This window comes from Clostridium pabulibutyricum, assembly GCF_058242705.1.
The window spans coordinates 60,294-73,649 of sequence record NZ_JBZAYZ010000012.1; the positions used below are offsets into that span (position 1 = coordinate 60,294).

General features: G+C 34.8%; 16 protein-coding genes and 15 tRNA genes. 3 read left to right on the top strand and 28 right to left on the bottom strand.

The features are described 5' to 3' along the window. Positions 1-101 precede the first annotated feature (101 nt). The 9 genes from AC4CVH_RS12485 to AC4CVH_RS12525 form a co-directional block, all read right to left on the bottom strand. Complete coding sequence (locus tag AC4CVH_RS12485) at positions 102-2,249, bottom strand: AAA family ATPase (protein ID WP_490788084.1); 2,148 nt, start codon at positions 2,247-2,249, stop codon at positions 102-104. Continuing rightward, positions 2,249-3,418, bottom strand: a complete 1,170-nt coding sequence (locus tag AC4CVH_RS12490) for a hypothetical protein (protein ID WP_490788085.1) — start codon at positions 3,416-3,418, stop codon at positions 2,249-2,251. The genes AC4CVH_RS12485 and AC4CVH_RS12490 overlap by 1 nt, the downstream gene beginning before the upstream one ends. A gap of 91 nt (positions 3,419-3,509) precedes the next feature. Beyond that, positions 3,510-3,773 carry a hypothetical protein gene (locus AC4CVH_RS12495; protein ID WP_490788086.1) on the bottom strand — a complete coding sequence of 88 codons (264 nt, stop codon included), beginning with the start codon at positions 3,771-3,773 and terminating at the stop codon, positions 3,510-3,512. Between the two features lie 173 nt (positions 3,774-3,946). After that, complete coding sequence (locus AC4CVH_RS12500; RefSeq protein ID WP_490788087.1) at positions 3,947-4,189, bottom strand: hypothetical protein; 243 nt, start codon at positions 4,187-4,189, stop codon at positions 3,947-3,949. A 23-nt stretch (positions 4,190-4,212) separates the two neighbouring features. Beyond that, positions 4,213-4,425, bottom strand: coding sequence for a hypothetical protein (locus AC4CVH_RS12505; protein WP_490788088.1), 213 nt, complete (start codon positions 4,423-4,425; stop codon positions 4,213-4,215). 12 nt (positions 4,426-4,437) lie between these two features. Next, on the bottom strand, positions 4,438-4,701 hold the full coding sequence (locus AC4CVH_RS12510) for a MerR family transcriptional regulator (RefSeq protein ID WP_490788089.1): 264 nt from the start codon (positions 4,699-4,701) through the stop codon (positions 4,438-4,440). After that, positions 4,679-5,197, bottom strand: coding sequence for an XRE family transcriptional regulator (locus AC4CVH_RS12515; protein ID WP_490788090.1), 519 nt, complete (start codon positions 5,195-5,197; stop codon positions 4,679-4,681). Before AC4CVH_RS12515 ends, AC4CVH_RS12510 begins: the two co-directional genes overlap by 23 nt. Before the next feature lie 279 nt (positions 5,198-5,476). Then, positions 5,477-5,800: a hypothetical protein gene (locus AC4CVH_RS12520; RefSeq protein ID WP_490788091.1), complete on the bottom strand. Its 324-nt coding sequence runs from the start codon at positions 5,798-5,800 to the stop codon at positions 5,477-5,479. Continuing rightward, a complete protein-coding gene (locus tag AC4CVH_RS12525; RefSeq protein ID WP_490788092.1) occupies positions 5,800-6,057 on the bottom strand; it encodes a hypothetical protein in 258 nt (85 codons plus the stop codon). The genes AC4CVH_RS12520 and AC4CVH_RS12525 overlap by 1 nt, the downstream gene beginning before the upstream one ends. Before the next feature lie 160 nt (positions 6,058-6,217). Here AC4CVH_RS12525 and AC4CVH_RS12530 point away from each other — a divergent pair, with 160 nt between their 5' ends. From AC4CVH_RS12530 to AC4CVH_RS12540, 3 genes are read left to right on the top strand one after another with little or no spacing between them, the layout of a single operon-like run. Beyond that, on the top strand, positions 6,218-6,640 hold the full coding sequence (locus tag AC4CVH_RS12530) for a hypothetical protein (protein ID WP_490788093.1): 423 nt from the start codon (positions 6,218-6,220) through the stop codon (positions 6,638-6,640). Positions 6,641-6,669: 29 nt separating this feature from the next. Continuing rightward, complete coding sequence (locus tag AC4CVH_RS12535) at positions 6,670-7,671, top strand: TerB N-terminal domain-containing protein (RefSeq protein WP_490788094.1); 1,002 nt, start codon at positions 6,670-6,672, stop codon at positions 7,669-7,671. 39 nt (positions 7,672-7,710) lie between these two features. Next, on the top strand, positions 7,711-8,862 hold the full coding sequence (locus AC4CVH_RS12540) for a tyrosine-type recombinase/integrase (protein ID WP_490788095.1): 1,152 nt from the start codon (positions 7,711-7,713) through the stop codon (positions 8,860-8,862). 102 nt (positions 8,863-8,964) lie between these two features. Here AC4CVH_RS12540 and AC4CVH_RS12545 read toward each other — a convergent pair. The 19 genes from AC4CVH_RS12545 to AC4CVH_RS12635 all read right to left on the bottom strand — a co-directional run bounded on the left by AC4CVH_RS12545 (position 8,965) and on the right by AC4CVH_RS12635 (position 13,342). Beyond that, positions 8,965-9,041, bottom strand: a tRNA-Arg gene (locus tag AC4CVH_RS12545). A gap of 34 nt (positions 9,042-9,075) precedes the next feature. After that, a tRNA-Gly gene (locus tag AC4CVH_RS12550) sits at positions 9,076-9,149 on the bottom strand. Positions 9,150-9,167: 18 nt separating this feature from the next. After that, a tRNA-Pro gene (locus AC4CVH_RS12555) sits at positions 9,168-9,243 on the bottom strand. A gap of 13 nt (positions 9,244-9,256) precedes the next feature. Further along, positions 9,257-9,332, bottom strand: a tRNA-Lys gene (locus AC4CVH_RS12560). Between the two features lie 7 nt (positions 9,333-9,339). After that, positions 9,340-9,416, bottom strand: a tRNA-Arg gene (locus AC4CVH_RS12565). Positions 9,417-9,422: 6 nt separating this feature from the next. Further along, positions 9,423-9,496 (bottom strand) — tRNA-Gly (locus AC4CVH_RS12570). A 4-nt stretch (positions 9,497-9,500) separates the two neighbouring features. Then, positions 9,501-9,575: transfer RNA gene (locus AC4CVH_RS12575), tRNA-Gly, on the bottom strand. A 31-nt stretch (positions 9,576-9,606) separates the two neighbouring features. Next, positions 9,607-9,690: transfer RNA gene (locus AC4CVH_RS12580), tRNA-Leu, on the bottom strand. A gap of 57 nt (positions 9,691-9,747) precedes the next feature. Continuing rightward, positions 9,748-9,823, bottom strand: a tRNA-Lys gene (locus AC4CVH_RS12585). A gap of 2 nt (positions 9,824-9,825) precedes the next feature. Then, positions 9,826-9,900, bottom strand: a tRNA-Gln gene (locus AC4CVH_RS12590). 5 nt (positions 9,901-9,905) lie between these two features. Continuing rightward, a tRNA-His gene (locus AC4CVH_RS12595) sits at positions 9,906-9,981 on the bottom strand. A 10-nt stretch (positions 9,982-9,991) separates the two neighbouring features. Then, a tRNA-Lys gene (locus AC4CVH_RS12600) sits at positions 9,992-10,067 on the bottom strand. A gap of 5 nt (positions 10,068-10,072) precedes the next feature. Then, positions 10,073-10,149: transfer RNA gene (locus AC4CVH_RS12605), tRNA-Arg, on the bottom strand. A gap of 6 nt (positions 10,150-10,155) precedes the next feature. After that, positions 10,156-10,229 (bottom strand) — tRNA-Gly (locus AC4CVH_RS12610). A gap of 14 nt (positions 10,230-10,243) precedes the next feature. Then, positions 10,244-10,319: transfer RNA gene (locus AC4CVH_RS12615), tRNA-Pro, on the bottom strand. A 123-nt stretch (positions 10,320-10,442) separates the two neighbouring features. Beyond that, on the bottom strand, positions 10,443-10,913 hold the full coding sequence (locus tag AC4CVH_RS12620) for a metallophosphoesterase (protein WP_490788096.1): 471 nt from the start codon (positions 10,911-10,913) through the stop codon (positions 10,443-10,445). Between the two features lie 2 nt (positions 10,914-10,915). After that, entirely contained in the window at positions 10,916-11,518 is a 603-nt protein-coding gene (locus AC4CVH_RS12625; RefSeq protein WP_490788097.1) for an XTP/dITP diphosphatase, read from the bottom strand. After that, positions 11,515-12,264, bottom strand: a complete 750-nt coding sequence (gene rph / locus AC4CVH_RS12630) for a ribonuclease PH (RefSeq protein WP_490788098.1) — start codon at positions 12,262-12,264, stop codon at positions 11,515-11,517. The genes AC4CVH_RS12625 and rph overlap by 4 nt, the downstream gene beginning before the upstream one ends. Before the next feature lie 73 nt (positions 12,265-12,337). Then, on the bottom strand, positions 12,338-13,342 hold the full coding sequence (locus AC4CVH_RS12635; protein WP_490788099.1) for an AIR synthase family protein: 1,005 nt from the start codon (positions 13,340-13,342) through the stop codon (positions 12,338-12,340). Positions 13,343-13,356 lie beyond the last annotated feature (14 nt).

Sequence of the window (13,356 nt, forward strand, 5' to 3'; positions counted from 1 at the left end):
ACCTGGTTGTATTAAATCTTCAATCAAGGACCCACACTCCATACATAAGACACCCTCTTGAATTAATTCCGATATTTCCCCCATAGTTTACCTCCTATAAATTAAGCTGACTTCTCACTAACTTCTTCATTTCCCAAATTCCAGATGGTAAATCCATCAGCTTCTTCTATATCTATTACCCCGGCAAGTATGATATTATCTAATTTATCACTCAATTTGCTTAATCCATCAAGTACATTTTTTAAATTGCTGGAATCTAAATTTTCAATATTGTCTATGGCCAATATCCTACATGCCGGTGAAGCTTTCTCAATAAAAGTCGTTAGCATTGCTATAAGAAGTATCATCTGTTGGCCGGTAGATAACGCATCAAAATTTCTTTTATCGCCAAATTCATTTATCCATCCAAACTGAAATATCTCTTTCCCGGTCTCTGAATTCGTGCTAAAATAAAATTTATTTTCTATGCCCATAGCTGTAAGATTTTCCTGAATCGAATTTTCTATAGGCTCCAATGATTCTTTTACAAGTTCTCCTTGAAGTCCTTTAGAGCCAAGTGCTTCACAAAGTGCTTTAAATGATACTGAATAATACTCTGCCTTTTTGCCGTCTATCATACTGCTCTTTAGGTTGGAGAGTGTTATTTTAGCCTCTTCCTGACTCTGAATTTTCGACTTCAATTCTTTAATCTGATTTCGTGTACTTTCAATCTTTTTCTCAAGTATGTCTAATGGAGCAATAGGATCTGCAGGTTCATTTTGATATTTTTCTAAATCAAGTCGTAAAGACTTTATTTTTTCAAGATTCATAGCTTCAAAATTTTTGCACTTATCTATATCTGAATTTAATTTTGCTATCTCATCATTTATTTTGCTGTTGGCTTTGTATGCCTCTCTCTCAGCTGCTATCAGTTTATCCTTATCTGCGGATATATCAGCCATTTCTTTTTGAAGTAACTCAGTTTTCTGCTTCAGCTCAGAAAACGTAGATGCCAATATGTTTTTTTGAAGCTGCAGCTTTCTTATTTGACTTTCTGTAAACTTTATAAACTTTTCAAAATTTTTATCACATTTAATCCGGCCATCTATCACGCATCTACAATTAGTACTTTTCACTTTATCCAATGTTTCCTGGAGAGTTTTTATTTGGGTTGCTATTTCAGTCCCTTTATTTTTAATTTCTTCTTTATCCTGTAGTACTTTTTCAAATTCACTTGACAGCGATTTTGATTGCGAATCTAAATTTGATATATCCTCTGAGTAGTCAATTTTCCGCATACTAGATTTTAATTTTTTTATTGAGTCTTCTAACTGCTTTTGATTAAATGGATTCTGTTTTATACTTTCAGCATCAATCTGCTTTTTAATCTGAGATATTTTTTCAGATCTTAAATCTATATTTTTTTTCTTTTGAGTATCCATACTAAGCTGTTTTTCATCTTTTATAAGATCCTCCTGCAGATTCTCTAATTGGACCTTATTTGCTGTTAGATTTCTATCTGTTTCGGTCAGTTTATTTTTTAGTTCAGCAAGTTTTTTTGTCGCACCTTCCGATCTTTTCTTTTCATCATTCCAATTACTCAGCTTAACTTTTGCCCAATCCAGCATACTTTGCAAACCTGAATTTATATCATAGTTTTCCGGATATTCATAAAGCACCTGAGATATTACTGACTTCATTATTTCAAATTGTTCCGGGCTATTAACTTCAAGCTCCATGGTTAAGAGTCTTTCTTCAATGAACTTTTTAACCTTATCTTTAGTCCAGCTATCACTTTCAAATCCTGCCAGATTATATATAAACTCTCTTCTTTTACTATCAGAAAGATTTAAAAATTCATCAAAATCAAGCATCACCGGAAAGCTTCCAAGTTCTAAAACTATTCTTGCTTCCTTTTCTGCGATTTTACTCTCACCCCTTGAAGGGCTTATATTCAGAGATTGTTTAATATTTATTTTAGTCTCTCCGGATTTGGTCTTTGAGAGGCTTTTTTTAAAGCCTCTTACAAAACTAAATCCATCAGTTTTTAAACCAACTTCCATTTCATTACCGCTAGAGTGTTTAAATGTTTCATCTGATTTTTTATTTTGCCCTGAAACATAACCTTGAAGCGCTATTTCAAGAGCTTGTATCCTTGTAGTTTTACCTGAACCATTAGGACCTATTATTATGTCCTTTCCTGTAAGCTCCTGGGATGTATTTTGGCCTTTAATATTTTTCATGACTATTTCTTTTAACATTTTGCCCATTAGAATTCACCACCTTGATCTATTTGTGAATTCATCAAAGCCTTAGCCATTTCAAGCTGTCCTACAGTAAGTTCACCTAAAGGTTTTTTAAAATTATCATCTATAATTTTAAAAAATCTATCTTCCCCTATAATCTCTTTTGCAGTATCAAGGTCAGATATCATCTTTTTCCTTTGACCTTGGTCCTGGTATTCAGGCCTTACTTCTTTACTAGGAACTTTTTCTCTTTGTTTTATATCTATAGGAGTAATTGGAGTTCCTGTAGATTCAGGAAGTTCATTATTATGGTTTATTTCCTCCTCATCACTTGCTGCCATAACATCATCTTCAGTAACATCATCTATGGTATTTGCATCTATTACATCAACTTTCACGCCTTTATATTCACTTATGTCCTCGCCTCTTTCAGCCATTTGTGCAAGCTTAAGAAGGTCTTCTCTAGTTAAATCATGGTTATAGCCAATTACATAAACATATCCATAATGATTATGTTCAGTACCCGATGCATCAACATAAATTTGTGAAAGGGATGGATGCTTTTTTAAACAATTCCTTTCTGCAATAGTTTGTGCTTTCCTTTCTGCAAAAAGTTTATTTTGAATATAGGTGTCCATGCATTTTAATATATCTGCTTCGTTCAAGTCTGCCCACAGCCCCATAGTTCCTTGAATTCTTAAAAACATCCCTTTTTTCTTTTCATCTTCAGATAAAGTGTTTTCCATGCACATTCTTCCGGCGCGCTTGTTTTTTTGAATCTTTTTATTTAAGTCCTGGATGAAATACATTCTTATATCATATAAAAGTGTGCTGCTGGTCATAACTAAATTTCCTATAGGGCTGAATCCTATGGCAGTTTTCTTGACCCAAACTTTATCTATTGTCCCTGAATCGGGATCTATAATAGGATATGGATTTACAACCATGTTTCCATCAGGTAATGTAAGCTTTTCCGGAGTTATTATACTTATCCCTGCTATCTTATTCATCTCGTTATATCCTGCTGCAGTTATCATTGCTTTACCCTGTATTACACTTAAATGTCCTTTTCTTTCCTCAAGCTTAAGTCGGCCTTTTATGGCTTTTATTGCACCATTGGAAGTTCTTTTTACAAATACATCTCCATCACCGAGCTTTGCAATTTCCTTAGATACTTTTTTAGCAGCTTCCATTTAATTTACCTCCATTGATTTATTTTTCATTCTCATGTAGAATGAAAGTATGGAAATTTTTCATTTAGGTCCTTTTTACAAGGACTCTTTTTTATATTTTTTTACCTAACTTTTTGTAGTAATCAAACTTTCCATTTTTCTTAAGTTCATATTTTTTAGTTAATACTGTACTGATAGTTCTACCTAATCCCATCGCAATATCCGCCTTTTTCGTACCATCCCACATAGAACACATATAAATTAAATCTTCTGTGCACCATGGCTTTCCATAATTCTCATGAAATTCAGGATTATATCTAAGCCTATGATTTGATTTTGTGTATTCAAGTCCATCAATTACCTCTATTTCAGCCATATTATCTACTCCCTAATCGTTATATTTGAGCCAGCAGTGCCTGTCCAGCTGATTGTATATATCTTCCCAGTGCCTGGCTTTTCTCCTATAGATTTATATAAACTGTAAACTTTCCTGAAGCAACTCTTTCAGCTTTGCATTTTGCTTTTCCAGTTTTACAAGCTCTTTATCTCTCATATGTCACCCTTTAACTTCTTAAGATACTCTACAAATCCATTCATATCGCCCTTGAAATCAGCTACAACATATTTTCTAGGAATATCATCAACAGTAGGCTTCTTATCTTTATCACAAAATTGTTCCAATCCAATCAAATCAGTTAAAATTCTAGTATAAATATGCCTTTCCACTGGTGCAATAGCTGACTTTACATGTCTAGAATATTGGTCTATCAAACATTGCAAATATCCATTCATTTATTTTTCTCCTTTCATTTTTGTTAATAAAATGTATCCATCATATCCTTAATCCTTAGTGGTTCCCATCCAATATATTTACGCATTATATTACTTGCAGAAATTAAAGTTTTAAGTTCAGGATACGATGGGCAATCAGAATATTTCTTGTATTTCCCACTTTTCCATTCCGGCATAAACTCATAGTCAAAAACGGAATCTATAAATCCCTGTAAACTTTCTATAGCATGGTCCATATTTCTCTCCTTTCATATGCATCTTCTTTCCTCAGCAACTCTTTCAATCCATAAATCTAACTTTTTTTTACTAACTAAAATCTTGGTGCCATTTCTAAAGCAAGGAAAATCAGAATTTTCAGCATGTACAAGTTCCAGCAGCTTGTCTCTACCTATACCTGAATACTCTTTACATTCATCTAGTGTAAGAGTTGCTTTTCCAATCTCTTTTAAGGCTTCCTGAATAGCATCCTTAATAATACTTTTAAAGCTTTCATCTGCAGCTGGCATCTCCATAAATCAAGTCTCCTTTCCTATTTAACTTTTTTTGAACAGAAAGTTTTAGCTTTTGAGCATTTACAGAAAGCTCATCCAATGCATCTATAATTGATTTAAGTTTAGGTTCCTCCTTTTTACTTATTACTCCATCAGCTGTAATTTCCAATAGGTCTTTACCTACATGATCGATATGTTCCAGCGAATATAAGACTTCAATTGTAACTCTATCAATTCCTAAAACTTCAACTTTAGGTGCAATATGTTTCCCTATAGGACATTGTTTATAACAAAAAAAATGATTTAATTCAGGAGCATTATACATGTTTGACATCATAAGTACTTCTTCAGGATATGGAAATATATCTGAACCTTCTATCCTTGCAAGCCTAGTTCTTTCAATCCTGACAAGTTCAGAGGCTCCTTCTCTACTATTGAATTTGGTATTAGTAGCTGCTGCTTCCATTCGTGCTAAATAATACGCATTATGTGCTGCTTTCGTAGCTTTACCTGCCATTTATCTCACCCCCTCTCGCTGTTAAAATATAGATGATATAGTTCTTACATTATCTACTAAAGGTTTTTTACTTATTTTTGCTGAATTATCATCACTGAAAGGTGGTGATAATTGTGATTAAATATATTACAGGTAATTGTCTTAAGTACAATATAGAAAATCAAATTAGCGTTACATATAATGAGCTACGCATGGCTGGATGTACTAAAACAAATTACAGGAAAATGACTTACAGCTGTGAAAAAATGGACAGTGAAGGATGCGACATTGATCCTTGCCCTATTTATTCAAAATGTCCGATCTCTCTCTAATATTTTCAATAAAGCGATTATTGAGAGTCCTTCTAATTAAGTTGTCTCTGTCTCCAACTGCAGCTGATATTTTTACCCCAGTAAGTTTAGTTAGGATATCAAAATGTTTATAAAGACTACATTTATATTTCTCCCAACATTCTTTCTGGTATCTGCAAGTATTACACGCAATTGTGATACTTGCAGATTGCTTTGATTTTGCATCTTCCCAAAAGTTAGTTAAATGCCATGCTATGCAAAATAAGTCAAGCTGTTGTTCTCCTGTAAGCTCAGGCAACTTTGGGTTATCCATCACACGACCTCCTTTTGGCTTATGTTGTTAATTTTATTCACTATTTTAGGTAAAATTATATACTTCCTGTAATCTAATTTTTCTTGTTCGCATAAAGCAAGTAATCCACCATAAAATTTAGCTCCAACTCTATCACCATGATTTAGCAACATAGATATTTGAGTTCTATCTACACCAATGGCTCTAGCAAAATCAGATTGATTGCCATTGAATCTTTCGTTAATAAGTTTTCTTATGTTATTGATATTAGGCTTCATTTTTTCATCTCCTCATTGTTAATTTTTTTCACAGTTATAGTATAACAACATCATTATTCTTTGTCAATAATTTTCACGATTTTATGTGAAAAAGTTTTACAGCAGATATTGTTGAATTTTTTCACACTTACAATTACTATTAATAGAGAGGAGTGATTATATGTTCGATAAAGAAAATTTTAAATTTCTAATAGAAAAAGCAATGGGTAACAGAAAAATATCTCAATATGCAGAAGATAGTGGTGTAAATAGGACTTATTTATCAAAATACATTAATCAAAGATTAGATAATCCTCCTACTCCTGATATTTTAAAAAGGTTATCCAATTCTGCTCATAATAATGTTACTTACAATCAACTTATGATGGCTGCAGGATATATAACTACTAATGATAAAAAATCAAAAAATATAAAACAATCTCAAAAATATACAACTGAGGATAAAGAACTATTAGATGATATATCTTCTTTAGATGATAACTTAAAAAAGGAAGCTAAAAAATATATTGAACTTCTTAAGTTAAAACAAAATATTGATAAGGGTAAATCAGAGCAGTCAGCTACATCGGAAAAAGACGCCTAATAAACGCTTTAAAGAAAGGTGATACACATATGGGGTTATCAGATCTTTTCAAGAAAAAAGAAAAATCAAAAGTCATACCGATTAAAAGTAACAATAGATTAATAAATAAAAACTTTAATGGTCATATAAGTAAAGATATTTTTGATTTATTATGGTTTGGAGATGGTCCTTATAAGAATTATGAAGAGGATGAGGATTATTCTAAAGAAATCAATGTACATGGTTTCAAAATTAAATTTTCATTAGGTAACAAAGAGCCAAGCCTTATTTATACAAGAGAGCCAATTAAAAAGCCCGAAAATATCGATGAAATACCCGGCCCTGATTATTTTCCATCATATTCAGGGCTTAATCCATATCAGAGGTGGATTTACCTTAATTGGTTAACTAATATAAATAAGGAAATAAATATAGGATATGTATTTATATTTTACTATGGTCTTGAACGGCATTTATTAACAGACAAATTTGATGAAGCTTTCGATATGATATTAAACCTTAGAAAAATACATAAAAATAATTCTTTTTTAACTTATTCTCTATGTTCATTAATATTTTCTGCTATGTATAAAAAAAGGCCTGATAAACTGGAAGATTTCTTACAATCAGTTACTACTGATGAATTCAATTCATACTCGTCACTATATCTCTTAGCAAAATATATCTCTACTAAGAAGCTTAATGCTGATGAATTAATAAGTATTTCAAAATCTGTAGGTTTCACAAATCATAGATATATTAAAAATGAGCCAGATTTATTTAAAAAAATACTTAATACCGTTTTAGTAGAAATGTATTCTGAACCATACTTAAGCATAGAAAACTTCAGTTTAAATAATCTTCCATTAGTAACTGTTCCTTTAACTGCAAATTATTCACTTCCAGATAAAAAAAGATGGGCAGAAATACCTAATCTATCAGAGAATACACAATTTAAAGAAGTTGTATATAGCCTACTTCATGGCACTCACGAAGCTGTTAAAAAAACTTTAAGAGAAGCTAGAAAAAAAGGTGCTAAAAATATTAAGTGAAGTCAGCTTATTATACTGAATTTTCAGGAGGGATTTAATATGGCCAGAAAAACTAATATTGAAATAAACGGAACAAAATATTATAGAATGACGGCTGTAGTTGGCCGCGACGGTAATGGAAAAATTATAAGGAAACAATTCTACGGGAAGGACAAGTCAGATGCAGAAAAAAAGAAAAATGAATATCTCAACGGCATAAAAAATGGGCTTAATGTAAATTTTCAGGATGTCACCTTAGGTAAACTCATGCACTTATGGTTATTTGAAGTTATGAAATCAAAAATAAAACCTGCCACTTTTGAAAGATATGAAGGTATATATAGAAACTATGTAAAGAGTGATAGTATCTATGGTTCTAAGCTTTGCAATATCCAGAGCATACAGCTTCAGAGATATTATAATTTATTATATAAATCTGCTAAAAGCAGTAATGTAATTAAAAATTTAAACAAGTTACTAAAGGAATTTTTTAATTATGCAATAGATGAAGGATACCTTAATAGAAATCCCTGTGCAAGATTAACAATCCCAGGGCTAAAAGATGTTAAAAAAGAAGAAGTACAAGTTTTCTCGGATGAGGAAATACATAGATTTGAAAGCATATTAATAAATCATAGATTGAGAGCACTATTTCTAATGGCCTTAGGTACTGGATTAAGGCAAGGTGAATTATTAGGCCTTAAATGGAGTGACATTGATTTTGAAAAAAAAGAAGTCCATGTAAAAAGAGCAATCAAACAAGTTAGTTTAATTAATGATGACGGAAGTAGAGAATTTAAAGCTATAGAACAAATTCCTAAATCTAAAAATAGTGTTAGAACTGTAGCCATACCCTCAAAATTAATTCCCATACTAGAAGAGCATAAATCAAAACAGCAGGAAGAAAAATCTACAAACGTGGGTTATATTGATAATAATTTTGTATTTGCAACCCCCACTGGCAAAAATATATACGCAAGAAATTTAACCAAAATGTATAGAAGGCTATTAAAAAAGGCAAATGTACCTTATCGTAAATTTCACTGTTTAAGGCACACATATGCTACCAAATTATTTGAGCGTAAAGCAAGGCCTGAAACAGTTCAAAAGCTCCTAGGACATAGTAGTATTTCCACTACAGCAGATATATATACTCACGTTATGCCTAAACAAAAGACTGATGCTGCAGAAACATTAAATGATTTATTTTAACAATCATTTAGCATCATTATTTTTTTATGTGTTAAAAATGTGTTAAAATAAAAAAAATCAGCAAATTTAAAATTGCTGAAGCTTAGTGTTATCAATGCTTAATGGTGCACCCAGGGAGATTCGAACTCCCGGCCTCTGGATTCGAAGTCCATCACTCTATCCAACTGAGCTATGGGTGCTGATATATTATCCAAATAGATTTTTAAATAGAAATGGAGCGGGTGAAGGGAATCGAACCCTCATAACTAGCTTGGAAGGCTAGCACTCTACCACTGAGTTACACCCGCATGTACAATATTTAATTATGGTCGGGGTGACAGGGATTGAACCTGCGACCTCATGGTCCCAAACCACGCGCGCTCCCATCTGCGCCACACCCCGGAACATTAAGTATTGGTGCGCCATCGGGGACTCGAACCCCGGGCAACCTGATTAAGAGTCAGATGCTCTACCAACTGAGCTAATGGCGCTTGTTAATGGTGCGTCTTAAGGGATTCGAACCCCCGGCACACGGCTTAGAAGGCCGTTGCTCTATCCAACTGAGCTAAAGACGCATAATTTGGAGCGGGTGAAGGGAATCGAACCCTCATAACTAGCTTGGAAGGCTAGCACTCTACCACTGAGTTACACCCGCAAAATGGAGCGGAAGACGAGATTCGAACTCGCGACATTCACCTTGGCAAGGTGACGCTCTACCACTGAGCCACTCCCGCTTACATATATGTAGATTAATATTGTTTCAAATGGTGCAGATGAAGGGAGTCGAACCCCCACGCCATAGGCGCTAGATCCTAAGTCTAGTGCGTCTGCCAATTCCGCCACACCTGCATATGTAATAAAGACTTAATTATTAAACTACTTTTTAACTTTGTAAAACTAAATTATTGGTGGCTCACCGGGGAATTGAACCCCGGACAACATGATTAAAAGTCATGTGCTCTACCAACTGAGCTAGTGAACCATTGGCTGGGATGGCAGGATTTGAACCTACGAATGATGGAGTCAAAGTCCATTGCCTTACCACTTGGCTACACCCCATTATTTGGGGTGGACGGTGGGGCTCGAACCCACGACAACCAGAACCACAATCTGGCGCTCTGCCAACTGAACTACGTCCACCACATTATTTTGGTGCGCCATCGGGGACTCGAACCCCGGGCAACCTGATTAAGAGTCAGATGCTCTACCAACTGAGCTAATGGCGCTTGTCTGGTGCGTCTTAAGGGATTCGAACCCCCGGCACACGGCTTAGAAGGCCGTTGCTCTATCCAACTGAGCTAAAGACGCACGTCTTGGAGCGGGTGAAGGGAATCGAACCCTCATAACTAGCTTGGAAGGCTAGCACTCTACCACTGAGTTACACCCGCACATACACGATTTATGGTCGGGGTGACAGGGATTGAACCTGCGACCTCATGGTCCCAAACCACGCGCGCTCCCATCTGCGCCACACCCCGAAATCAACAAATCTCTTGACTTCGTACTTGAAAACTTCCAAAACACTCAACGACATAGATTATTCTACACGATATAATTCAATTCGTCAATAGTTAATTTTAGTTTTTTTAACTTTTTTTTATTCATACCTCTTTTATGCACGCATTTATATTGTCATTTTCGATGTCTATGACAGCGACACTATTGATACCATCCCTTGGTAGAGAAGGACTTCCAGGATTAATGTACCATACACCATTTTCAAAAACTATTTTTGAAATATGAGTATGTCCAAACAAAACAACATCCGCCCCAAGTTCAGAAGCCCTATATTTCAACTTCTCAATACCGAATTTTACATCATACTTGTGCCCATGGGTTATAAAAAATTTTTTTCCACCTATTTCTTCAAATATTTCACCCGGCCCATCAGGCATAAAATCACAATTTCCCTTTACATTTATAATTTTCCCTTTATATATGGCTTCTATAGCACTTACATCCTGGACATTATCCCCAAGATGGATTATTACATCAGGATTTTCAAATACCTTTATTACTTTTTTGATTACTCCAGTGTACCTATGCGTGTCACTTATTACTCCTATCCTCAATCTCATACCTCCTTCAAGAAAGATTTAAGTTTATCCTTGAGTTCACTGAGTGCCTTTCCTCTATGACTTATTGAATTTTTAAGTTCAGACGGCATCTCTGCAAATGTCATGCAATATTGTGGTACATAGAAAAGTGGATCATATCCAAAATTATTCTGTCCCATTTCTTTGTGGGCTATAACACCCAAGACTTCCCCCTGAACTTTAAGGATGCTGCCGCTCTCGGATATAAGCACCATGGCACAAACAAATTTTGCAGCTCTGTCATTTTCACTTTTGCCTTCCAAAAGTCTGAGCAGTTTTTCGTTGTTCTTTGCATCATTCCCGTGTTCCCCTGAAAATCTTGCAGAGTATACCCCCGGTGCGCCATCAAGCCCTTTTACCATAAGCCCTGAATCATCTGCCAAAACCATTCCTCCAGATATATCGTGAATTTGCTCCGCCTTTTTCAAAGCATTTTCCATAAAGGTCGTTCCATCTTCCAATATATCTTTTACTATACCCTCCTGTTTCATTGAAACTATATCGATCGGATATTCAGAGAATATCTGTTTTATCTCCTTGATTTTATTTTCATTGTTGCTTGCAATAATAATTTTTTTCATGATTTTCCTCCAGTTCCAATCCACAAGGAATCCATTTTTAAACTTTCTTTCTGCACACGTATCATATTCTTTATACCTTTCTCCGCCATTTTAAGAAGCACATCAAGGTCTTCTCTTGAAAACGGATTTTGTTCCCCTGTTCCCTGTATTTCAACAAACTTTCCCGTATCTGTCATAACCACATTCATGTCCACCTGTGCTCTTGAATCCTCCACATAACAAAGATCAAGAAGTCTGACTTTGTTTACTATTCCTACACTTACAGCACTTACAAAATCACGTACTGGATATACCTTGAAAGGACTTCTCTTGTGAAGTCTATTGACTGCATCTACAAGTGCAACAAAGGCTCCTGATATTGACGCTGTCCTTGTCCCACCATCTGCCTGTATAACATCACAATCAATCCAAATAGTCTTCTCACCCATAGCCTTGAGATCAACAACAGACCTTAGAGCTCTTCCTATCATTCTTTGTATTTCCATTGTTCTTCCATCAATTTTTCCTCTAGATATGTCTCTTATTTTTCTCACCTGCGTAGCCCTTGGGAGCATATTATACTCACAGGTAATCCATCCCTCATTCTTCCCCCTAAGAAATGGAGGCACCCTGTCTTCTATAGATGCAGTACATATTACCTTTGTATCACCTGTTTCTATAAAAACCGAACCTTCCGCGTATTTTGTATAATGTCTAAATATCTTGACAGGTCTTACCTGGTCGTCTTTTCTGCCATCAACTCGCATTACTTATACCTCCAACATGAAATACTAATTAACTCTTTTAAATAAAATCGATTTTACATTTAACTATTATACATCATCCATGGAAAACTTTTTTAAGTTTTTCTTTAAATGCAAAAAGTTCATCCCTTTTAGGTGGTTCAATCTCAATTTCGCGCAGACCATCTATCAATATACCTTTTTCTTTTGTAATTTTTCCTACGACACAAGCCTTTATTCCATCATCTTCCAGTTTCCTTACGAGAGCTGTCCCATCTTCGACAGTCACAAGCATGCTTCCAGAGGAAATTAGTCTAAGTGGATCTATCCCATATGCGCTACATATTTTTTCTGTTACCTTTGTAACAGGCATTTTATCTTTATATATCCTGAATCCGGTATTGCTTGCCTTGGCTATTTCCCATATTCCTCCGAGCATGCCGCCTTCTGTTATGTCATGCATTGAATTAACACCAAATTTTCCACATATCATACCTTCTCTAAGTACGCTCACACTTTTCATATATGACTTTGCCTCTTTTATTTCTTCTTTCGAGAGGAGACTTCCAAGCTCTTTTTCATGGTCATTTACAATTATACTTGTACCTTCAAGACACAAATACTTGGTTACTACTATGTCGTCTCCCTGTTTTGCACCTGACGTGGCAACTGCTGTTCCCTTATTTCCCTTTCCAATTGCAGTACACGATATAACCATTCTATTTACAGCATTTGTCACTTCAGTATGACCACCGAGTATTTCCAAATTCAGCTTTTTGGTCTCATCATCAACCTGTTTCATTATATTATTTATATCATCCAGAGTAGAACCCTCAGGCGCAAGAATCGTAACAAGTATGCCAACCGGCTCTACACCTGATGAAGCTATATCATTACAATTTATGTTTACAGCCAATTTTCCACCGTTTTTTTCAGCTCCCGTTATTGGATCAGTAGATACAACACATTCCATGTCTCCAAAGCTAATTACACTGCAGTCCTCTCCGATACCGCTTTTTATTCTTACATCGTCCCTGGAAACACTTCTATTTTGCTGTATAAGTTTTTTAAGGTCGTCCCAATCCAACTTTCCAATCTTCATAAAATTTTCTTCCT